Origin of the sequence: Stenotrophomonas sp. GD03777 (genome assembly GCF_029842485.1) — a bacterium.
In the GTDB taxonomy this organism is placed as follows: Bacteria; Pseudomonadota; Gammaproteobacteria; order Xanthomonadales; family Xanthomonadaceae; genus Stenotrophomonas; species Stenotrophomonas sepilia.
Window position 1 is genome coordinate 72831 of sequence record NZ_JAOCGL010000005.1, and the last position, 19991, is coordinate 92821.

Genomic DNA, 19991 nt, shown 5'->3' on the forward strand with positions numbered 1-19991 from the left:
CGCCGGTCGGCGGCTACTGGCCGGACCACGGTAGACGCCAACCTTGGTTGGCGCTTGCCCTGCAGGAGCAGCCGACCAAGGCCGGCCTCTACCAAAGCGGTCCCAGCGCTCAGACGTCGGCGTGGGCCAGCGCGTGCAGGCGCCCTTCGCGCAGCTCCAGCACCCGGTCCAGGCGCCGCGCCAGGCTGCGGTCGTGGGTCACCAGCACCAGGCTGGTATGGCGCGCGCGGTTGAGTTCCAGCATCAGCTCGAACACGGTGCCGGCGGTGCGGTCATCCAGGTTGCCGGTCGGCTCGTCGCCGAGCACGCAGGCGGGATGGTTGACCAGCGCACGCGCCACTGCGGCACGTTGGCGTTCGCCGCCGGACAGCTCGCCCGGCTTGTGGTCCAGGCGATGGCCGAGGCCGACCGCTTCCAGCAGCGTGGTCGCCCGGCTGCTCGCCTCGGCCACGGCGGTGCCGGCCAGCAGCACCGGCATCATCACGTTTTCCAGCGCGGTGAATTCCGGCAGCAGGTGATGAAACTGGTAGACGAAGCCCAGCGCCTGGTTGCGCAGCAGACCGCGCGCGGTATCCGACAGCGCCGACATGCGCTGGCCGGTCACATACACTTCGCCGGCAGTCGGAATGTCCAGGCCGCCCAGCAGGTGCAGCAGCGTGCTCTTGCCGGCACCGGAGGCACCGATGATCGCCACCGTCTCGCCAGCAGTCACGGTCAGGTCCAGCCCATCGAACACCGGCGTCTGCATGCGCCCTTCGGCATAGGTCTTGCCCAGCGCTTCGGCGCGGATCACTTCATCGCCGCGGTTGACGACCTTATTCATAACGCAGGGCCTCCGCCGGCTGGGTGCGTGCTGCCCGCCAGGCGGGATACAGGGTGGCCAGGAAGCTCATCAGCAGCGCGACCACTGTGATCGCCACCACGTCGCCGGTCTGCATGTCGGTCGGCAGGCCGGTGATGTAGTACACATCCTCCGGCAGCAGCTTGACGTTGAACACGCTCTCGATGGCGCCGAGGATGCGTTCCAGGTTGAGGGTCAGGGTGATGCCACCGATCAGGCCGGCCAGCGTGCCGAAGATGCCGATCAACGAGCCCTGCACCATGAACACCTGCATCACCCCGCCCGGGGTCAGGCCCAGGGTGCGCAGGATGGCAATGTCGGCCTGCTTGTCGGTCACCAGCATCACCTGCGAGGACACCAGGTTGAAGGCCCCCATGGCGATGATCAGCGACAGCAGGATGCCCATCACCACCTTCTCCATGCGCAGCGAGTGGTAGAGATTGGCGTTCTGCTGCGTCCAGTCACTCACGCGATAGGCGCCACCGAGGCTCTGCGCCAGGTCCACGCCCACTTCCAGCGAACGGTCCATGTCGTGCAGCTTCAGCCGCACGCCGGTGGCGCCGTCGCTACGCAGAACACGCTCCAGGTCCTGCATGTTGGCGAAGCCGACGCCGCGATCGACCTCGTTGTACCCGGCCTCGAAGATGCCGCTGACGGTGAAGCGCTTCATCCGTGGCACTGCACCGGCAGGCGTACCCTGCACTTCGGCAAAAGTCACCAGCACCTGGTCGCCAACGTCCACGCCCAGCCAGATCGCCAGCTCCTTGCCCAGCAGCAGGTTGAAGCTGCCCGGCTTGAGGCTGTCATAGCTGCCCTTGGTGACCTTCCTGTCGATCACCGAGACGTTCGGCTCCAGGGCCGGATCGATGCCCTGGATGATCGCACCCTGCACGCGCGGGCCGCTGATCATCGACTGGATCTCGATGTACGGCGCGGCACCCGCCACGCGCGGATCCTTGCGGGCGACATCGACCACGCGCATCCAGTCCGGCATCGGTTCACCGTCACGGCTGATGGTGGTGTGTGCGGTCATCTGCAGCAGGCGACTGCGGATTTCCTTCTGGAAACCGCTCATCACCGCCAGAGTGGTGATCAGCACCGTAACGCCAAGCGCGATGCCCAGGATCGATGCCATCGAGATGAAGGAGATGAAGCCGTTGCGGCGCTTGGCGCGCAGGTAGCGCAGGCCAATGGCCACGGGAATGGGTTTGAACATGCAGGCACGCCGGTCAATTCAGCTTATGGTGCCATCGACCGGGGCCGACGGGAAACGCTGCGTGCGGCCACGGCCAGTCGCAGTTCACGTCGCTGCCCGGAATCGAGCACATCCGGCCAGAACAGCAGGCGCCGGCGGCGCCGATCCTCACACCACAGCAACAACAGCCATGGGCCACGCACCACCAGCCTTGGCGTATCGACGTCCCGCCCCGCCACCTGCAGTGGCCCGGGAAGCGGAGGCAGAAGCACCTGCACGCGCGGCCGGCGCTGGCGCCAGGCCAGTTCGGCCAACCCGACGCCCCAGGCCAGCAGCAGCGCGGGCATCAGCAGCCGCGCAGGCAGATCGGAGGCACGCAGCAACCAGGGGGCGGCCAGCAGCACCACGACCTGGGCGGCGGCCTGCAGCCGCGAGGGGCGCCACTCAAGGCTTGAGGGCGAGGATCTTCTGCATGAGGGGGATCGCGTGCGCATGCGGGCAGGCCTCATAGCCCATGAACCAGCGCCACAACTTATCGTCCTCGCAGTCGAGCAGGAACAGGAAAACCTCGCGCTCTTCGGTCGGCGCAGTGCGCCATTCGTGGTCCAGGTAGCGGCCAAACAGCTGGTCCAGTTCTCGCATGCCGCGGCGGCAGCGCCAGCGCAGCTTCTTCAGCAGGACATCGTCTTCCATCGTGCTTCTCCAGATACAGCAAAGCCACGCATGGCGTGGCTCTACTGGGTGGTGCAGCCTCGCGTGGCGTGGCTCCACCGGGTACTGCCAGGCCTGTATCAGGCGCGGCGCTCCATCATCAGCTTCTTGATCTCGGCGATTGCCAGCGCCGGGTTCAGGCCCTTCGGGCAGGTCCGGGCACAGTTCATGATGGTGTGGCAGCGGTACAGCTTGAACGGATCTTCCAGATCGTCCAGGCGCGCGCCGGTGTCCTCATCGCGCGAGTCGATGATCCAGCGATAGGCCTGCAGCAGGATCGCCGGGCCCAGGTAACGCTCGCCGTTCCACCAGTAGCTCGGGCAGCTGGTCGAGCAGCAGGCGCACAGGATGCACTCATACAGGCCGTCGAGCTTCTTGCGGTCTTCCGGCGACTGCAGGCGCTCACGGTCCGGCGGTGCCGGGGTCTGGGTGCGGATCCACGGCTTGATCGAGGCGTACTGCGCGTAGAAGTGGGTCAGGTCCGGAACCAGATCCTTGACCACGTTCATGTGCGGCAGCGGGTAGATCGGCACTTCCTTCTTGCCGCAGTCCGAGATGGCTCGGGTGCAGGCCAGGGTGTTGGTGCCGTCGATGTTCATCGCGCACGAACCACAGATGCCTTCGCGGCAGGAGCGGCGGAAGGTCAGGGTCGGGTCGATCTCGTTCTTGATCTTGATCAGGGCGTCCAGGACCATCGGGCCACAGGCGTCCAGATCGACTTCATAGGTATCGGTGCGCGGGTTGCTGTCGTCGTCCGGACTCCAGCGGTAGATCTTGAAGGTGCGCACATTCTTGCCGCCGTTCTTGACGGGGAAGTGCTTGCCCTTCGTGATCTTGGAATTCTTGGGGAGTGAAAACTCGGCCATGGCTGCTCTCGTTGGCTCAGGCGGCCCGCGCCCGTGGGCGCGGATTGCATGGTAGGCGGGGTCGGATCAGTACACGCGCGGCTTCGGCGGCACCACGGACACGTCGTCGGTCAACGTGTACATGTGCACCGGACGGTAGTCGAAGCTGCACTTGCCCTTCTCGTCGACGCTGACCAGGGTGTGCTTCTGCCAGTTGACGTCGTCGCGGTCCGGATAGTCCTCGTGCGCATGCGCACCACGGCTTTCCTTGCGCTGTTCGGCCGAGTTGATCGTCGCCACCGCGTTGAGCAGCAGGTTGTTCAGCTCGTAGGTCTCGATCAGGTCCGAGTTCCAGACCAGCGAACGGTCGGAGACCTTCACGTCCTGGAACGAGTCGAAGATCTTGTCCATCTTCTCGCAGCCTTCCTTCAGCGTCTGGCTGGTGCGGAAGACGGCCGCGTCGGCCTGCATGGTGCGCTGCATGCGGTCGCGGATGACCGAGGTCGGGGTATCGCCGTTGGCGTGGCGCAGCTTGTCCAGCAGGCCCAGCGCCTTGTCGCAGGCATCGGCCGGCAGCGGCTTGTGCGCGGCGCCCGGCTTGATGGTCTCGGCGCAGCGGTTGGCCACCGCACGGCCGAACACCACCAGGTCGAGCAGCGAGTTCGAGCCCAGGCGGTTGGCGCCGTGCACGGACACGCAGGCCGCTTCGCCGATGGCGTACAGCCCCGGCACCACGGCGTTGTCGTTGTCGCCGACCTTCTGCACCACTTCACCGTGGTAGTTGGTCGGGATGCCGCCCATGTTGTAGTGCACGGTCGGAATGACCGGGATCGGCTGCTTGTGCACGTCGACGCCTGCGAAGATGCGGGCGCTCTCGGCGATGCCCGGCAGCTTCTCGTCGATCACGCCCGGGCCGAGGTGGGTCAGGTCGAGCAGGATGTGATCCTTGTGCTCGCCGACGCCGCGGCCTTCGCGGATCTCGATGGTCATCGAACGGCTGACCACGTCGCGCGAGGCCAGGTCCTTGTAGTGCGGTGCATAGCGCTCCATGAAGCGCTCGCCGCTGCTGTTGCGCAGGATGCCGCCTTCACCGCGGACACCCTCGGTGATCAGGCAGCCGGCGCCGTAGATGCCGGTCGGGTGGAACTGCACGAACTCCATGTCCTGCATGGCGATGCCGGCACGCATGGCCAGGCCGCCACCGTCGCCGGTGCAGGTGTGCGCCGAGGTAGCGCTGAAGTAGGCACGGCCGTAGCCGCCGGTGGCCAGCACCACGCCCTGGGCGCGGAACAGGTGCAGCGTGCCATCGGACATGTCCAGGGCCAGCACGCCGCGGCAGGCGCCTTCGTCGTCGAAGATCAGGTCGAGCGCGAAGTACTCGATCATGAAGCGCGCATCGTGCTTCAGCGACTGCTGGTACAGGGTGTGCAGCATCGCGTGGCCGGTACGGTCGGCCGCCGCGCAGGTACGCTGCGCCGCCGGGCCTTCGCCGTACTTGGTGGTCATGCCACCGAACGGACGCTGGTAGATCTTGCCTTCGGCGGTGCGCGAGAACGGCACACCGTAGTGTTCGAGTTCGATGATGGCCGGGATGGCCTCACGGCACATGTACTCGATGGCGTCCTGGTCACCCAGCCAGTCCGAACCCTTGATGGTGTCGAAGAAGTGGTAGCGCCAGTCGTCCTCGCCCATGTTGCCGAGTGCGGCCGAAATACCGCCCTGGGCGGCGACGGTGTGCGAACGGGTCGGGAAGACCTTGGTCAGGCACACGGTCTGCAGGCCCTTGGCGGCCAGGCCGAACGTGGCGCGCAGGCCGGCACCGCCGGCGCCGACCACGACCATGTCGTACTTGTGTTCGGTGATCTTGTAAGCGGACATCTAATCTGGATTCCTGTGTAGGTGCCTGGGCTCAGGCAACGCCGAGGGCGATGCGGCCCACCGCAAACACACTGACGATCATGCCGAGCACGGCGACGAACTTCACCGCGGTCTGCAGCACCAGGGCCAGCAGCGATTCGTGGATGTAGTCTTCCAGCACGACCTGCATGCCGAGCTGCGCGTGCCAGAACATGGCGATCAGCAGGCCGATCAGCGGCACTGCATTCCACGGCTTGGCCACGGCGGCGGCGGCGGTCGCGTAATCCGAGCCCAGCAGGCCCAGTACGAAGACCAGGAACCAGATGCCCAGCACCACCAGCGCGGCGGCGGTCAGGCGCTGGTGCACGAAATGCTCGGTGCCGGTCTTGGCCGAGCCCAGGCCGCGCACGTTCTTCAGCGGGGTACGGAACTTGCTCACGCGGCACCTCCGAACATCACATAGGCCCACACCAGCAGGGTGATCACCAGGCTGCCGATGACCGACAGCCAGCTGCTGCGGATGAAGGCAGGGATGCTGAAGCCGATGGCGAAGTCCTGCACTACATGACGGATGCCATTGCACAGGTGATAGGCGAACGACCATGTCCACGCGAACAGGAACACGCGGCCATACCAGGCCCCGGCATGGCCGGTGAAGCAGTTCCAGGACTCGGGCCCCATCATCAGGGCCAGCAGGCCGGCAGCGATGATGAGGGCACCAACAGACAGAAAGATGCCAGTGGCTCGATGCAGGATCGAGGTGGCCATCTGAATCTGCCAGCGATACACCTGAAGGTGCGGGGAAAGTGGGCGTTGTCTGGTCGCCATTCGCTGGGCTCGTTGTCTCGGCTGGGCGGCACGCGGCCGCGTTGGCTCAATGCTGATCAGAAATCGATGCAGCGTCCGTTTTTCTCCCAATCGCCATACCGCACCGGATCAAGTCCGCCGCGGCCGCCGAATTCCTCTGCTTTTTCCTGTTCCACGGGCACGGGTGCCGCAGGGACCAGCGGGGCTTCAGATTCGTCGTCGGGAGTGGGGGTTGTTTGGCCTATCATGTTCGGTCTCGCAACGCACAAATTTTAGACCTCGTTCACGTGCCTGACAACCTGCCCCCTGCTTTCGTCGGATATCCGCGCCTGCCCGGCCACCAGCTGCTGAGCCTGCAGGGCCCGGATGCGGCCGCCTTCGCCCACGCCCAATTCAGCAGCGATGTCACCGCCCTGCCCCTGCTGCACTGGCAGTGGAGCGCCTGGCTGACTGCCAAGGGCCGCACCCTGGCAGTGTTCCAGCTGCTCCGGCTGGCCGACGATCACGTGATGCTGGTGCTGGCCGACGGCGATGCCGATGAGATTGCGTCGCAACTGCAGCGCTTCGTGTTCCGTCGCAAGGTGCAGGTACAGGTGCGCAGCGATCTGGCCGTGGCCGGTGCGTTCACTGCGCCCGAGGCTGCCAGCGGCGCCGCGATCGCGCTTGCTGCAGGTGACGGCTGGGAGCTGGACCTGGGCAGCGACGCCCTGCCGCGCACCCTGCGCATCGGGGCGGCGGCTGCCGTTGCATCCGGCAGCGAAACCGATGAGGCCGCCTTCGCCCTCGCCTGGCGCCAGGCCGACCTGCGCTACGGATTGCCGCGCTTGGACGAAAGCCAGCGCGAAGTGTGGACCCCGCAGCAGCTGGGCCTGGACCGCCTGAATGGCTACAGCGTGAAGAAAGGCTGCTACCCGGGCCAGGAAATCGTCGCCCGCACCCACTTCCTCGGCAAGGCCAAGCGCGCGGTGCAGCTGCTGCATACTGCGGCACCGGCACAGGCCGGCGATGGCGTGCTGCAGGACGGCGCGACGCTGGGCACGATCGCCAGCGTAGCCGGTGACCTGGCGCTGGCGGTGCTGCCGCTGGAGGCTGGCGACGCCGAGCTGCAGGTGGGTGATGCCATTGCGCAGCGCGTGCCGCTGCTGGATGGCCTGGCCCGCTGAAGCGGGCGGGGACCTGCACGGGTGGGTGCAGGAATGGTAGTGCCGGCCGTTGGCCGGCAACCATGCAGGGTCGAGGTTGCCGGCCAGCGGCCAGCACTACCGGCTACAGGCGCTCGCCGCTCTCTGCGTTGAAGAAGTGCAGGCCCTGCGGGTGAATCGCCACGCGGATCTGCTCGCCCACTGCTGGCAGCGACTGTGGTGCCACGCGCATGGTCAGCGCGTGCTGGCCACTGCTCATGTTGACGAAGATCTCGTTGCCGACCGGTTCGATGCCTTCGATGCGCGCGGTGAATGCATGCGCATCATCGGCAGCCGCCGGCTGCAGGTGCTCCGGGCGCACGCCCACCGCGATCGGCTTCTGCAGCCACGCCGGATCGATCGTCGCCTGGCCCAGCGGTGCACGCCATTCGCCGTCGACCACGCTCACGCCGCCGGCATCGCCCTGCAGCGTGCCACGCAGCACGTTCATCGCCGGGCTGCCGAGGAAACCGGCCACGAACAGGTTGGCCGGGCGGTCGTAGAGCGCCATCGGCGTATCGATCTGCTGGATGATGCCGTCCTTCAGCACCACGATGCGCTGGCCCAGGGTCATCGCTTCAACCTGGTCGTGCGTCACGTAGATCATGGTGGTGCCCAGCTTGCGGTGCAGCTGCGCGATCTCGGTGCGCACGCTGTGGCGCAGCTTGGCGTCGAGGTTGGACAGCGGCTCGTCGAGCAGGAACACCGCCGGCTCGCGCACCAGCGCCCGGCCCAGTGCCACGCGCTGACGCTGGCCACCGGACATCGCCTTGGGCAGCTTGTCCATCATCTCGGTCAGGCCCAGCGTCTGCGCGGCTTCGGCGATGCGCTTGTCGATGGTTGCCTTGTCATGCCCGCGCAGCTTCAGGCCGAAGGCCAGGTTCTCGGCCACGGTCATGTGCGGATACAACGCGTAGCTCTGGAACACCATGGCGATGTCGCGATCCTTCGGCGCCACGTCGTTGACCACGCGATCACCAATGGTCAGCGTGCCACCGCTGATCTCTTCCAGGCCCGCCACCATCCGCAACAGGGTCGACTTGCCACAGCCGGACGGACCGACCAGCACCATCAGCTCGCCATCGGCGACCTCGAAGGTGGCGTCCTTCACCGCGACCTGGCCGTTGTCATAGACCTTGCGCACACCCTGCAACTGCACTTTTGCCATATCACCTATCCGGTCCGCCCGAAGCCGGGCTGTCTTTTGGGACTGCCTCGGCCCTCCCGATGGCAGTGATGATTGCGCGCCTGCCGCATGACGGCGAGCACTGCAATCGAATACAGTTGCCCATTCTGCCATGTAAACGTTTTCACGTGGCACTATCCGATCATCGGTGCGCACCGATCTGCGTCGGCGGTTGAACGAAGGTTCCGCCGAGGTAGTGGTTTCGAATGGAACGGTCTTCCGCAACCCCGGAGATCGCCCCTGACGAACCTCGGACAGGCAGTTGCGCGGATGTCCCCCGAACCCAGCCATGAAGCGATTGACAACGATGTCACCCGGATCTGAAACTCGAGCGATGCACGACACCCTCTTCCTGTTCGGTGCCACAGGTGATCTGGCCCAGCGCTACCTGTTCCCTTCGCTGCTTCGCCTGCTTGGCGACGGCCTGCTGCCGGAGGACTTCCGCATCCGCGCACTGGCCCTGTCCGGGCATGACACCGAAGCCTTCCATGACATCCTGCGGCCGCGCCTGCAGCAGGCCATGCCGATGGCCACGCAGGACGACATCGCTGCCCTGCTGCGCCGCATCGACTACCGTTCGGTGGACCTGCGCGACGTCGACTCGGTTGCCGCTGCGGTCTCCGACCTGGTGCACCGCAAGTGCGTCAGCTACCTCGCCATTCCGCCGGGCCTGTACATTTCCACCTGCGAAGGCCTGGCCAAGGGCGGCGCCCTCGCCGCGCCGGCACGCCTGATGCTGGAGAAGCCGATCGGCAGCGACAGCGAGAGCGCCGAGGAAATCATCAGCACCATCGGCCAGTGGATCGACGAGGACCGCGTGTTCCGCCTCGACCACTACCTGGGCAAGGCGGCAGTGCAGAACCTGATCGCGCTGCGCTTCGGCAATACGCTGCTGGAAGCGGTGTGGAACCGCAACTACATCGAATCGGTGCACATCCTGGTGGCCGAGAGCGAAGGCGTGGACGGCCGTGACGCCTACTACGCCCGCTCCGGCGCGCTGCGCGACATGGTGCAGAGCCACATCCTGCAGCTGCTGTGCATGGTGGCGATGGAGCCGCCGGCGTCGCTGGAAGCCGACCGCATCCGTGACGAGAAGGTCAAGGTGCTGCGCGCCCTTCGCCCGCTCGACGCGAAGCACGCCGCGCGTGACAGCATCCGCGGCCGCTACACCGCTGGCACCATCAACGGCCAGCCGGCGCAGGCTTACCAGCCGCCGGAAGGCAGCGACGTGGAAACCTTCGCCGGTGTCACCGCGCATATCGACAACTGGCGCTGGAGCGGCGTGCCGTTCCATCTGGTCACCGGCAAGCGCCTGCCCGAGCGCACCACCCGCGTGGTGGTCACGCTGAAGCCGGTCACCCATTGGCTGTTCGAGCGCCCGCAGCGCGCGCAGGCCGCACCGAACCGCCTGGTGTTCCAGCTGCAGCCGCAGGAAAACATCGAACTGGGCCTGATGAGCAGCCTGGCCGGCCCGGAATGGGGCGCGCTGGAACTGCATCCGCTGGAACTGGAACTGTCAGTGCCAACCGGCCTGCATCGCCGCATCGCGTACGAGCGCCTGTTCCTGGATGCCTTCAATGGCAATCACACGCTGTTCGTGCGCGACGACGAAGTGCGTGCAGCGTGGGCCTGGATCGACAGCGTCGCCGACGCGTGGAAGGACGCCAAGCTGCCGCTGGAGCCCTACCCCGCCGGCCAATGGGGCCCGAGCAATGCCGGCGAGTTCCTGCCGCAGGGCGTGGACGCACCGGACAGCGGAGCGTCGGCATGAGCGCCAGCTCGCAGCCGGTGCTGGTGGCCGACATCGGCGGCACCAACGCCCGCTTCGCCCTGGCCGATACCTCGCAGGACGCGCCGCTGCGGAAGGACAGCATCCGCGAATACGCGGTGGCGGAGTTCCCTTCGCTGGGTGATGCGGCGCGCCACCACCTGGAACAGATCGGCGCCAGCGCAAGCCGCGGCGTGTTCGCAGTGGCCGGTCGCGTTGATGGCGATGAAGCGCGCATCACCAACCATCCGTGGGTGATCTCGCGCAACCGCACCGCAGCGATGCTCGGTTTCGACGAACTGCACCTGATCAACGACTTTGCCGCACAGGCGATGGCGATCTCATTGCTGCAGCCCGAGGACGTGGTCCAGGTCGGCGGTGCCGCCTGGGTTCCGGGCAAGCCGGGCCAGCCGCGCAACTACGCAGTGATCGGGCCGGGTACCGGCCTCGGCGTGGGCGGCCTGATCATGCGCCACGGCCGCTGCTATCCGCTGGAAACCGAAGGCGGCCATGTCAGTTTCCCGCCGGGAACTCCGGAAGAGATCCGCATCCTCGAGATCCTGTCCGAACAGTTCGGCCGCGTCTCCAACGAGCGCCTGATCTGTGGCCCCGGCCTGGTCAACATCCACCGCGCCGTGTGCGAGATGGCCGGTATCGACCCGGGCCAACTGCAGCCGGTGGACGTGACCGCCCGCGCCCTGCACGGTGATCCGCAGGCAATGCGCACCGTGGACGTGTTCTGCGCCGTGTTCGGCGCCATCGCCGGTGACCTGGTGCTCACCCAGGGCGCCTGGGATGGCGTGTTCCTGACCGGAGGCCTGACCCCGAAGATGCTCGATTCGCTGCAGCACTCCGGTTTCCGCCAGCGCTTCGAACACAAGGGCCGCTTCTCCTCGATCATGGCGCGCGTGCCCTCGTTGGCGGTGATGCATCCCCACGCCGGACTGCTTGGCGCCGCCGCCTATGCCACCGACGCCGAACGTGACGCACCAGGAGTTGCCGCATGAACCCCAGCTTCCACGACGACCGCATCGAGTTCATCCAGCACGGCGACGCCGACGGCTGGATCGAAGCGGTGGCCGCTGAGATGGCACGCACCCTCAACCACGACATCAATGACGTGGGCCGCGCCCGCATCCTGTTGTCCGGCGGCACCACGCCGGCCCCGGTCTACCAGGCACTGGCCGAGCTGGACGTGCACTGGGACCGGGTTGAAGTGAGCCTGGCCGACGAGCGCTGGCTGTCGCCGCAGGATCGCGACAGCAACGCCTGGCTGGTGCGCGAGCACCTGCTCAAGCGCACTGAGGGCGCCCACTTCGATCCGCTGGTACGGATCGGCAAGCCACTGCCCGAATGCGTGTACACCGCCAACCTGCAGGCGCAGCACAGCCAGCCGCCGAGCCTGGTAGCGCTGGGCATGGGCAACGACGGGCACACCGCCTCGCTGTTCCCGGGCTCGAAAGACCTCGCACGCGCACTGGAAAGCACCCTGCCCTATGCCGCGCTGGATGCCACCGGCTGCCCAGGCGCGAACCAGTGGCCGCTGCGCATCACGCTGACCCCGCACGGCCTGCGCCAGTGCCGCCAGCGCCTGCTGCTGCTGCGTGGCAAGCAGAAGCTGCAGGTACTGCGCCAGGCGCTGGACAGCAACGACGCCCAGCAGTACCCGATCCTCAATGCGATCAACCTGGAAGGCGCGCGCCTGCGCGTCCACTGGGCTGATTGATGTCGGCGGCGGCGCCGTGCCGCCGCTTGCCTCTCGCCACCATGAACGCCGGTAGCCAATGAGCCTCCATCCTCAACTGCAAGCCATCACTGAGCGCGTCATCCGCCGCAGCGCCGCCTCGCGCGCCGCCTATCTGGCCGCGATCGATGCCTCCCTGCGTGAGGGCCCGTTCCGCAGCCGCCTGAGTTGCGGCAACCTCGCCCACGGGTTCGCCGCCTGCGGCGGCACCGACAAGAGCCGCCTGCGCGGCGGCGTGACGCCGAACCTGGGCATCATCACCGCCTACAACGACATGCTGTCGGCCCACCAGCCGTTCGAGACCTATCCCGAACAGATCCGCGACATCGCCCGCGAGCTGGGCGCCACCGCGCAGGTCGCCGGCGGCGTCCCTGCGATGTGCGACGGTGTCACCCAGGGCCGTGGTGGCATGGAGCTGTCGCTGTTCTCGCGCGATGTCATTGCCCAGGCCACGGCCATCGGCCTCAGCCATGACATGTTCGATACCACCGTCTACCTCGGCGTGTGCGACAAGATCGTGCCGGGCCTGCTGATCGGTGCGCTGGCCTTCGGCCATCTGCCGGCGGTGTTCGTACCGGCCGGCCCGATGACCCCGGGCATCCCGAACAAGCAGAAGGCCGAAGTGCGCGAGCGCTACGCCGCCGGTGAGGCCACCCGCGAAGAGCTGCTGGAAGCCGAGTCCGCGTCGTACCACGGTGCGGGCACCTGCACCTTCTACGGCACGGCCAACTCCAACCAGGTGTTGCTGGAAGCCATGGGCGTGCAGTTGCCGGGCGCATCGTTCGTCAATCCGGGCACGCCGCTGCGCGACGCCCTGACCCGCGAGGCAACCGAACGCGCGCTGGACATCACCGCACTGGGCGACGATTTCCGCCCGCTGGGCCGGATCATCGACGAGCGCGCGATCATCAACGCGGTCATCGCGCTGATGGCCACTGGCGGTTCGACCAACCACACCATCCACTGGATCGCGGTAGCGCGTGCGGCCGGCATCGTGCTGACCTGGGACGACTTCGACGAACTGTCGCAGCTGATTCCGCTGCTGGCCCGTGTCTACCCGAACGGCGAGGCCGACGTGAACCGTTTCGCGGCCGCTGGCGGCCCGGCCTTCGTGTTCGGCGAGCTGATCAAGGCGGGCCTGATGCACGGCGATCTGGTCAGCGTCGCGCGTGGCGGCATGTCCGACTATGCGCGCGAGCCGCAACTGCGTGACGGCCGGCTGGTCTACCTGCCGGGCCTGGAACACAGCGCCGATGACGAAGTGGTTCGTGGCGTCGACAATCCGTTCGAGCACCAGGGTGGCCTGCGCCTGCTGCGTGGCAACCTCGGCAAGTCGCTGATCAAGCTGTCGGCGGTGAAACCGCAGTACCGGACGATCGAAGCACCTGCGGTGGTGGTCGATGCACCGCAGGTATTGAACAAGCTGCACGCCGGTGGCCTGCTGCCGCAGGACTTCGTGGCGGTGGTGCGCTACCAGGGCCCGCGTGCCAACGGCATGCCCGAACTGCATTCGCTGGCACCGCTGCTGGGCCTGCTGCAGAACCAGGGCCGGCGCGTGGCGCTGGTCACCGACGGCCGCCTGTCCGGTGCGTCGGGCAAGATCCCGGCGGCCATCCATGTGACGCCGGAAGCGGCGCGTGGTGGCCCGCTGGCCAAGGTCCGCGAGGGCGACATGATCCGCCTCGACGGCGAGGCCGGCACGCTGGAAGTGCTGGTGGACGCGGCGGAATGGGCAGCACGTCCGCTGGCGCCGAACACCGCGCCGGCCGCGCATGACCTGGGCCGCAACCTGTTCGCGATCAACCGTCGCGTGGTGGGCCCGGCCGACCAGGGCGCGATTTCGATTTCGTGCGGGCCGGCGGCGGCCGATGGCGGGCCGTGGGAGTACGACGCGGAGTATGAGCTGGGGCACGATGCCGCAGCGGCGGCGGCGCCGCATGAGGCGAAAGACGCCTGACGCGAAAAGCCGCGGCAGGCTTCCCGGCTTGGGCAGTAGAGCGCCCTGGCCGGGACACGCCGTAAACCCATTCATGGGGGCTCGATCGCGGCATCCATGCCGCTCACAGTCCCGGCCAGGGCGCTCTACTGCCCTTGGACAATTCCCGGCGCGTCATTTGCGCTGCGGCCACTGAATCAAGAAGAGCAAAGGCAAGGGCAAAAGCATGGGTATCGAACAACATCAGGTGAAGGCGGCGGAGCTGTTGCATGCGGCGGGCATCCTGCCGGTGGTGACGATTCATACGCTGGACCAGGCGCGAGCGGTCAGTGCGGCGCTGCTGGAAGGTGGTCTGCCGGCGATCGAGCTGACGCTGCGCACGCCGGTGGCGATGGAAGCGCTGGCAATGCTCAAGCGCGAGCTGCCGGACGTGGTGGTGGGCGCCGGTACGGTGCTGACCGTGGAGCAGATGCAGCAGTCGATCGATGCGGGTGCTGACTTCCTGGTGACCCCGGGGACGCCGCCGGCGCTGGCTGATGCACTTGCCGCTGCGCCGCTGCCGGTGGTGCCGGGTGCGGCGACGCCGACCGAGCTGCTGTCGCTCTACGCCCGCGGTTTCCGCGTGTGCAAGCTGTTCCCGGCCACAGCCGTGGGCGGGCTGGCGATGATCAAGGGACTGGCCGGCCCGGTTGCCGACCTCAAGCTGTGCCCGACCGGCGGCATCACCGAGAACACCGCCGCCGAGTACCTCGAGCAGAAGAACGTGGTCTGCATCGGTGGTTCGTGGATGGTGCCGGGCAACTGGATTGCCGACGGCGAATGGGGCAAGGTGCGCGCCAGCGCCGCCGACGCCGCGAAGATCATCAAGCGCGTGCGCGGCCACTGACATGAAGATCGGGGTCAGAGCCCTTTCCCGCCGGGAAAGGGATCCGACCCCAGGTTGCGAGCGCGCACAGCGCGCGACCCGCTCCTGCTCTTCAATCTTCATTCCGCGGTGGCGGCGCACGGAAACTGTCGGTGGCCCTGCGGAGGGATTGCGCAGGGGCGTAAGCGCCATGGATGGCGCGCCCGAGCCTTCAGGGATGGATTCACGGCGTCCCCTGCGCGGTCCCTCCGCAGGGCCAACCCCAGAAATCCAACCGCACCACCGCGAGGGGCTCAGCCGTTGGCCGAAACCCTTACAACGGCCGCGCCGGATCCACCAGCCCGTACTGGCTGGCCATGCGCGCCAGCGCGATGTTGTCGTGGATCCCCATCTTCTCGAACAACCGCGCCTTGTGCGTGTTCACCGTCTTCGCACTCAGGCTCAGGCGCCGCGCGATGTCTTCCTGGCGCAGGCCTTGGGTCAGCAGCAAGGCTACTTCCAGTTCGCGCGGCGACAGGCTGTCGAACGGCGATCCATTGCCCTCCACCGTCGACAGGGCCAGGTTCTGCGCGATGCTGGTGCCCAGGTAGCGACGGCCCATGGCCACATCGCGCACCGCGCGCAGCAGCTCCTGTGCATCGCAGCCCTTGCCGATGTAGCCCGCGGCCCCCGCCTCCAGCAAGCGCTTCGGCAGCGGCCCGTCTTCCAGCACCGATACGATCACCACGCGGGTGTTGCGGTGGCTGCGGACGATGCGCTCGGTCACTTCCATGCCACTCACACCGGGCAGGTGCAGGTCGCACAGCACCACGTCCGGCAACAGCTGGCGGACGTCGCGCAGTGCGTCTTCACCCGTCTCGGCTTCGCCCACCACCTCGATGTCGGTCTCCCCCGACAGGATCATCTTCATCCCGGTGCGGACCAGCGCATGGTCATCCACCAGGTAGACTCGAATCGTCATTCACGTACCTCTTCGAATGCGGCCATTGCAGGTCAAGCTAGGCAGGGCGCCGATACCCCTGCAAGCGCGTCCGGGACGCGATCCAGGCGTTCTGCCTTGCGCATCACAGTAACGCGCGTTGTGCTTGCCCCCTGTCTTGCAGAACCTGCTGCAACGAAACAACTGATCTATTACGTAGACGCCCCGGAAGGGTCATCCACGTCCCCCCCCTGTGATGATGCTTCGCTGGCCGTCGCTGGCGGCGAATCCCGATGTCGCCAAGGATGCCGGCGACTGAACATGACCAGATAGCACCCTACCACCCAAACCAGCGCGGCACACCATCCGGCCAGGATGTCCGAGGGATAATGCACGCCCAGATAGACCCGTGAGACGCTCACCAGCAGGCTGAACGGGGGCGCCAGCAGCAGTACCGGCCAGCGCCAGCGGGTATTCCAGGCCAGCAGCACCAGGGTCGCGGCAAGGGTCATCGAGCCCATGGCGTGCCCGCTGGGGAAGCTGAACGTCGATTCCGGCGCAATCGACTCCCACAGGCTGGGGCGCTGGCGCTGGAAGAAGTGCTTGCTGCCCATGTTCAGCAACGCCGATCCCACGAAACTGACCGCGACAAAGCTCGCCTCGCGCCAGCGCCGGTAGCCCAGCAGCGCACCGATGATCAGCACGTCAGCAGGGATCAGGAACCACTCGTAGCCCAGTTTCGAGATGAGCACGAAGAAGCGGTCCAGCCATGGCGAATGCAGGCCATGCATCTGCCACAGCAGCGGCGCATCGAAATGGAACGATTCAAATTCGTGCACTTCGTCAGCCAGGGCGACGAAGCCCGCCAACGGCAGCAGTACGCCACCGAACAGCAGGACCAGGCGCCAGGCGTTGCGCGCCATCCAGTGGCGGAAACCGGAGGCCGACTCCGGAGCGGCGAGGATCGCAGGCTTATCCGGCGCTTCGGACATATTTGTGTTCGACGTAATCGTCGATCAGGGCGACGAACTCCTGGGCGATGTTGTCGCCACGCAGGGTCACCTTCTTCTCGCCATCGACGAATACCGGTGCTGCCGGCGTCTCGCCCGTGCCCGGCAGGGAGATGCCGATGTTGGCATGGCGCGACTCACCCGGCCCATTGACGATGCAGCCCATCACCGCCAGGGTCATGTTCTCCGCACCCGGGTGGTGGATCTTCCACAGCGGCATCTTCTCGCGCACATGGTTCTGCACCACTTTGGCCAGTTCCTGGAAGAACTCGGAGGTGGTGCGGCCGCAGCCCGGGCAGGCCGTGACCAGCGGCGTGAAGGCGCGCTGGCCGGTGGTCTGCAGCAGTTCCTGGGCGACGATCACTTCCTGCGTGCGCGACTGGCCCGGTTCCGGGGTCAGCGAGATGCGGATAGTGTCACCGATGCCTTCCTGCAGCAGCACGCTCAGCGCTGCCGACGAGGCGACGATGCCCTTGCTGCCGATACCGGCTTCGGTCAGGCCCAGGTGCAGGGCGAAGTCCGAGCGCTGCGCCAGGTCGCGGTACACCGCGATCAGTTCCTGCACGCCACTGACCTTGGCCGACAGCACGATCCGATCGCGCGGCAGGCCCAGTTCCACGGCCTGCTCGGCCGAATCCAGCGCCGAACGGATCAGCGCCTCACGCAGCACGCGGCCGGCGTCCCAGGGCTGCTCGCGCAGGTTGTTCTCGTCCATCAGCCTGGCCGCCAGGGCCTGGTCCAGCGAGCCCCAGTTGGCACCGATGCGCACCGGCTTGTTGTAGCGGATCGCGAACTCGATCAACTGGGCGAACTGCAGGTCCTTCTTCTTGCCGAAGCCGACATTGCCCGGGTTGATGCGGTACTTGGCCAACGCTTCCGCACATGCCGGTTCGGCAGTGAGCAGCTGATGGCCGTTGTAGTGGAAGTCACCGATCAGCGGTACATCGATACCCATCATCGCCAGCTTGTCGACGATGCGCGGAATGGCCGCAGCGGCTTCCACGGTGTTGACGGTCAACCGCACCATCTCCGAACCTGCACGCCACAACTCGGCCACCTGCTTCACGCTGGAGGCCACGTCGGAGGTATCGGTGTTGGTCATCGACTGCACCACCACCGGCTTGCCTCCGCCTACGGTGACCCCGCCGATCTGGACGGCATGGGTCTGGCGACGGGGCCAGGCGGTGGCATCGGAGGGGGGAGTCGGGCGGGTGACGGCGTCGTGCATGGGCGCATTCTACCGCCCACTCCCGCATTCGGGGTGACTCGCATTCAGCCTGCGGCACGGCTGCGGCCGATTGTCGCAGGCATGTACACGCATGAACGCATACGATGAGCGTGAATGACCGGTCCCGACGCCCCGTTTCTCCGTACCCTGTGCAGCCTGCGCTGGCTTGCCGTAGGCGGCCAGGCCGCCACCATCCTGGTCGCGACCTGGGTGCTGGGCCTGCCGTTGCCGCAGCTGCCGTTGTGGGCCGGCGTGGCGGTGCTGGCCCTGTTCAACGTCTATACCCAGCTGCGCCCGGAAGCGGCCGACACTGCGCCGCTGACCGCATTCGGCCATATCCTGGTGGACGTGATCATCCTGACCTGGATGGTGGGCTGGAGCGGCGGCATGGCCAACCCGTTCAGCTCACTGTTCCTGATCCTGATCGCGCTGGCCGCCTTCGCCCTGCCCCTGCGCTGGGCACTGGCGGTCGCGCTGGCCTGCCTGCTCGGCTACGCCGCCAGCGGCATTTTCGGGCAGGCGCTGCCGGACGGCTACTTCCGCTCTCAGGACCTCAATCGCTGGGGCGTGGTCGCCAACTTCCTGATTTCCGCCACAGTGGTGCTGGCCTTCTCCACCCGCCTGGCACTGGCCCTGCGGGAGCGCGAACTGGAACTGTCGGCGCTGCGTGAGCGCTTCGCCCGCAACGAGGGCATCGTCGCCCTGGCCACCCATGCCGCCTCGGTCGCGCATGAGCTGAACACACCGCTGGCGACCATGACCCTGCTCGCCGACGATGTCGCCGAGCGCAGCGAAGAGCCTGAAGTGCGCGAAGACATGGAAACCCTGCGCGAGCTGCTGGTGCAGTGCCGGGAACGTGTGCTGGCGCTGGCCGCACCAGCCTCGGCCGACGCGCCGGGCCGCAGCCATTCCAGCGCCCAGCAGGTACTTGAACAATGGCGCCTGGTGCGGCCGACCATCGACCTGCACCGCAATGACGATGCGCCGCTGCGGCTGCCGCTCGACCCGGGCGTAGGCCATCTGTTGATGGTCCTGCTCAACAATGCCGCCGATGCCGGCGAGAAGGCCGGCCGGCCGCGCGTGGACCTGGACCTGCGCATCGAGGGCGACGACCTGATCGGCGAAGTACGCGACTACGGCCATGGTTTCGACGCCCGTGCCGCCGTGCTGCCGGGCAAGCTGTTCGGCAGCAGCAAGAGCGAGGGCATGGGCGTCGGCCTGGCCCTGTCCCATGCCACCATCGAACGCCTCGACGGCGAGATGTGGATGCGCCCGGCCCAGGGGGCCGGCAGCCGCGTCGGCTTCCGCCTGCCGCTGGCCCCACGCGAGGAAACCCCATGAGCGCCTCAACCCTTGGTCTGCTGGTCGACGACGACGAGCTGTACCTGCGCACCCTGCAGCGCAGCCTGGCCCGCAAGGGCCTGGAAACACAGACCGCACAGGATGCCGCCAGTGCCCTGGCACTGGCCCGCCAGCATCCGCCGGCGTTCGCGCTGATCGACCTGAAGCTGGGCAGCGATTCCGGCCTGGCGCTGATCCAGCCGCTGCGCGCACTGCGCGCGGACATGCGCATCCTGCTGGTGACCGGCTATGCCAGCATCGCCACCGCAGTGGAGGCGATCAAGCTGGGCGCGGATGATTACCTGCCGAAGCCGGCCACGGTGCCGATGATCCTGCGCGCCCTCGGTGAAGAGGACGACGGCCCGGCCGACGATGGCGAAATGGAAGTGCCCGATGCGATGACGCCGATCAGCCGCCTGCAGTGGGAACACATCCAGCAGGCGATGCACGAAACCGGCGGCAATGTCTCGGCCGCCGCGCGCCTGCTCGGCATGCACCGGCGCTCACTGCAGCGCAAGCTGGCCAAGCGGCCCAGTCCGGAACGCGATCCGAGCCGG

General features: G+C 67.0%; 21 protein-coding genes. 8 read left to right on the forward strand and 13 right to left on the reverse strand.

Translation table 11 applies throughout. The features are described 5' to 3' along the window. Positions 1-109: 109 nt before the first annotated feature. The 9 genes from lolD to N5E02_RS02795 all read right to left on the reverse strand — a co-directional run bounded on the left by lolD (position 110) and on the right by N5E02_RS02795 (position 6504). A complete protein-coding gene (gene lolD, locus N5E02_RS02755) occupies positions 110-823 on the reverse strand; it encodes a lipoprotein-releasing ABC transporter ATP-binding protein LolD (RefSeq protein WP_032954095.1) in 714 nt (237 codons plus the stop codon). Then, complete coding sequence (locus N5E02_RS02760) at positions 816-2057, reverse strand: lipoprotein-releasing ABC transporter permease subunit (RefSeq protein ID WP_005416136.1); 1242 nt, start codon at positions 2055-2057, stop codon at positions 816-818. The genes lolD and N5E02_RS02760 overlap by 8 nt, the downstream gene beginning before the upstream one ends. A gap of 23 nt (positions 2058-2080) precedes the next feature. Further along, a complete protein-coding gene (locus N5E02_RS02765; protein WP_065185207.1) occupies positions 2081-2530 on the reverse strand; it encodes a hypothetical protein in 450 nt (149 codons plus the stop codon). Continuing rightward, positions 2481-2729 (reverse strand): succinate dehydrogenase assembly factor 2, encoded by a 249-nt coding sequence (locus N5E02_RS02770; protein WP_005416134.1) that lies wholly within the window; start codon positions 2727-2729, stop codon positions 2481-2483. The genes N5E02_RS02765 and N5E02_RS02770 overlap by 50 nt, the downstream gene beginning before the upstream one ends. 98 nt (positions 2730-2827) lie before the next feature. Continuing rightward, positions 2828-3613, reverse strand: coding sequence for a succinate dehydrogenase iron-sulfur subunit (locus N5E02_RS02775; protein WP_005409079.1), 786 nt, complete (start codon positions 3611-3613; stop codon positions 2828-2830). Between the two features lie 66 nt (positions 3614-3679). After that, entirely contained in the window at positions 3680-5470 is a 1791-nt protein-coding gene (sdhA, locus tag N5E02_RS02780) for a succinate dehydrogenase flavoprotein subunit (RefSeq protein ID WP_014036803.1), read from the reverse strand. 31 nt (positions 5471-5501) lie between these two features. Then, positions 5502-5888: a succinate dehydrogenase, hydrophobic membrane anchor protein gene (sdhD, locus tag N5E02_RS02785; RefSeq protein ID WP_005409077.1), complete on the reverse strand. Its 387-nt coding sequence runs from the start codon at positions 5886-5888 to the stop codon at positions 5502-5504. Then, a complete protein-coding gene (gene sdhC / locus N5E02_RS02790; protein WP_005416132.1) occupies positions 5885-6277 on the reverse strand; it encodes a succinate dehydrogenase, cytochrome b556 subunit in 393 nt (130 codons plus the stop codon). Before sdhC ends, sdhD begins: the two co-directional genes overlap by 4 nt. Before the next feature lie 56 nt (positions 6278-6333). Beyond that, complete coding sequence (locus N5E02_RS02795; protein WP_005409075.1) at positions 6334-6504, reverse strand: DUF1674 domain-containing protein; 171 nt, start codon at positions 6502-6504, stop codon at positions 6334-6336. Between the two features lie 39 nt (positions 6505-6543). Here N5E02_RS02795 and N5E02_RS02800 point away from each other — a divergent pair, with 39 nt between their 5' ends. Then, entirely contained in the window at positions 6544-7419 is an 876-nt protein-coding gene (locus tag N5E02_RS02800; protein ID WP_065179414.1) for a folate-binding protein YgfZ, read from the forward strand. Positions 7420-7522: 103 nt separating this feature from the next. On the opposite strand, the gene ugpC is transcribed toward N5E02_RS02800, so the two are convergent. Then, positions 7523-8605 carry a sn-glycerol-3-phosphate ABC transporter ATP-binding protein UgpC gene (gene ugpC, locus N5E02_RS02805; protein WP_065179413.1) on the reverse strand — a complete coding sequence of 361 codons (1083 nt, stop codon included), beginning with the start codon at positions 8603-8605 and terminating at the stop codon, positions 7523-7525. Between the two features lie 352 nt (positions 8606-8957). On the opposite strand from ugpC, the gene zwf reads away from it, so the two are divergent. From zwf to eda, 5 genes are all read left to right on the forward strand, one after another. Further along, positions 8958-10394 carry a glucose-6-phosphate dehydrogenase gene (zwf, locus tag N5E02_RS02810; protein WP_005416129.1) on the forward strand — a complete coding sequence of 479 codons (1437 nt, stop codon included), beginning with the start codon at positions 8958-8960 and terminating at the stop codon, positions 10392-10394. Next, positions 10391-11398 carry a glucokinase gene (gene glk, locus N5E02_RS02815; RefSeq protein WP_005416128.1) on the forward strand — a complete coding sequence of 336 codons (1008 nt, stop codon included), beginning with the start codon at positions 10391-10393 and terminating at the stop codon, positions 11396-11398. The genes zwf and glk overlap by 4 nt, the downstream gene beginning before the upstream one ends. Continuing rightward, positions 11395-12117, forward strand: a complete 723-nt coding sequence (pgl, locus tag N5E02_RS02820) for a 6-phosphogluconolactonase (protein ID WP_065185208.1) — start codon at positions 11395-11397, stop codon at positions 12115-12117. The genes glk and pgl overlap by 4 nt, the downstream gene beginning before the upstream one ends. Before the next feature lie 58 nt (positions 12118-12175). Continuing rightward, on the forward strand, positions 12176-14092 hold the full coding sequence (edd, locus tag N5E02_RS02825) for a phosphogluconate dehydratase (RefSeq protein ID WP_005416126.1): 1917 nt from the start codon (positions 12176-12178) through the stop codon (positions 14090-14092). A gap of 205 nt (positions 14093-14297) precedes the next feature. Continuing rightward, on the forward strand, positions 14298-14957 hold the full coding sequence (gene eda / locus N5E02_RS02830) for a bifunctional 4-hydroxy-2-oxoglutarate aldolase/2-dehydro-3-deoxy-phosphogluconate aldolase (protein WP_065185209.1): 660 nt from the start codon (positions 14298-14300) through the stop codon (positions 14955-14957). Between the two features lie 292 nt (positions 14958-15249). Here eda and N5E02_RS02835 read toward each other — a convergent pair whose 3' ends face one another. The 3 genes from N5E02_RS02835 to ispG all read right to left on the reverse strand — a co-directional run bounded on the left by N5E02_RS02835 (position 15250) and on the right by ispG (position 18093). Further along, complete coding sequence (locus N5E02_RS02835) at positions 15250-15897, reverse strand: response regulator (RefSeq protein ID WP_005416124.1); 648 nt, start codon at positions 15895-15897, stop codon at positions 15250-15252. A gap of 170 nt (positions 15898-16067) precedes the next feature. Next, on the reverse strand, positions 16068-16847 hold the full coding sequence (locus N5E02_RS02840; protein ID WP_279945806.1) for a phosphatase PAP2 family protein: 780 nt from the start codon (positions 16845-16847) through the stop codon (positions 16068-16070). Beyond that, positions 16828-18093 (reverse strand): flavodoxin-dependent (E)-4-hydroxy-3-methylbut-2-enyl-diphosphate synthase, encoded by a 1266-nt coding sequence (gene ispG, locus N5E02_RS02845; RefSeq protein WP_049423521.1) that lies wholly within the window; start codon positions 18091-18093, stop codon positions 16828-16830. The genes N5E02_RS02840 and ispG overlap by 20 nt, the downstream gene beginning before the upstream one ends. Before the next feature lie 114 nt (positions 18094-18207). Between ispG and N5E02_RS02850 the strand changes: the two genes are divergently transcribed. Continuing rightward, a complete protein-coding gene (locus N5E02_RS02850; protein WP_005416121.1) occupies positions 18208-19434 on the forward strand; it encodes an ATP-binding protein in 1227 nt (408 codons plus the stop codon). Further along, positions 19431-19991, forward strand: a 561-nt coding sequence (locus tag N5E02_RS02855; RefSeq protein WP_005409063.1) for a response regulator transcription factor, incomplete at its 3' end; no start/stop codon positions are given. The genes N5E02_RS02850 and N5E02_RS02855, both read left to right, overlap by 4 nt.

Bases quoted from the DNA above. Each gene is read 5' to 3' on its own strand.
- N5E02_RS02840 (WP_279945806.1), bottom strand. From the start codon at position 16,847: ATGTCCGAAGCGCCGGATAAGCCTGCGATCCTCGCCGCTCCGGAGTCG.
- ugpC (WP_065179413.1), bottom strand. From the start codon at position 8,605: ATGGCAAAAGTGCAGTTGCAGGGTGTGCGCAAGGTCTATGACAACGGC.
- N5E02_RS02835 (WP_005416124.1), bottom strand. From the start codon at position 15,897: ATGACGATTCGAGTCTACCTGGTGGATGACCATGCGCTGGTCCGCACC.
- glk (WP_005416128.1), top strand. From the start codon at position 10,391: ATGAGCGCCAGCTCGCAGCCGGTGCTGGTGGCCGACATCGGCGGCACC.
- N5E02_RS02765 (WP_065185207.1), bottom strand. From the start codon at position 2,530: ATGCGCACGCGATCCCCCTCATGCAGAAGATCCTCGCCCTCAAGCCTT.
- ispG (WP_049423521.1), bottom strand. From the start codon at position 18,093: ATGCACGACGCCGTCACCCGCCCGACTCCCCCCTCCGATGCCACCGCC.
- N5E02_RS02795 (WP_005409075.1), bottom strand. From the start codon at position 6,504: ATGATAGGCCAAACAACCCCCACTCCCGACGACGAATCTGAAGCCCCG.
- lolD (WP_032954095.1), bottom strand. From the start codon at position 823: ATGAATAAGGTCGTCAACCGCGGCGATGAAGTGATCCGCGCCGAAGCG.
- sdhA (WP_014036803.1), bottom strand. From the start codon at position 5,470: ATGTCCGCTTACAAGATCACCGAACACAAGTACGACATGGTCGTGGTC.
- N5E02_RS02770 (WP_005416134.1), bottom strand. From the start codon at position 2,729: ATGGAAGACGATGTCCTGCTGAAGAAGCTGCGCTGGCGCTGCCGCCGC.
- N5E02_RS02850 (WP_005416121.1), top strand. From the start codon at position 18,208: ATGACCGGTCCCGACGCCCCGTTTCTCCGTACCCTGTGCAGCCTGCGC.
- edd (WP_005416126.1), top strand. From the start codon at position 12,176: ATGAGCCTCCATCCTCAACTGCAAGCCATCACTGAGCGCGTCATCCGC.
- pgl (WP_065185208.1), top strand. From the start codon at position 11,395: ATGAACCCCAGCTTCCACGACGACCGCATCGAGTTCATCCAGCACGGC.
- N5E02_RS02775 (WP_005409079.1), bottom strand. From the start codon at position 3,613: ATGGCCGAGTTTTCACTCCCCAAGAATTCCAAGATCACGAAGGGCAAG.
- sdhC (WP_005416132.1), bottom strand. From the start codon at position 6,277: ATGGCGACCAGACAACGCCCACTTTCCCCGCACCTTCAGGTGTATCGC.
- zwf (WP_005416129.1), top strand. From the start codon at position 8,958: ATGCACGACACCCTCTTCCTGTTCGGTGCCACAGGTGATCTGGCCCAG.
- N5E02_RS02760 (WP_005416136.1), bottom strand. From the start codon at position 2,057: ATGTTCAAACCCATTCCCGTGGCCATTGGCCTGCGCTACCTGCGCGCC.
- eda (WP_065185209.1), top strand. From the start codon at position 14,298: ATGGGTATCGAACAACATCAGGTGAAGGCGGCGGAGCTGTTGCATGCG.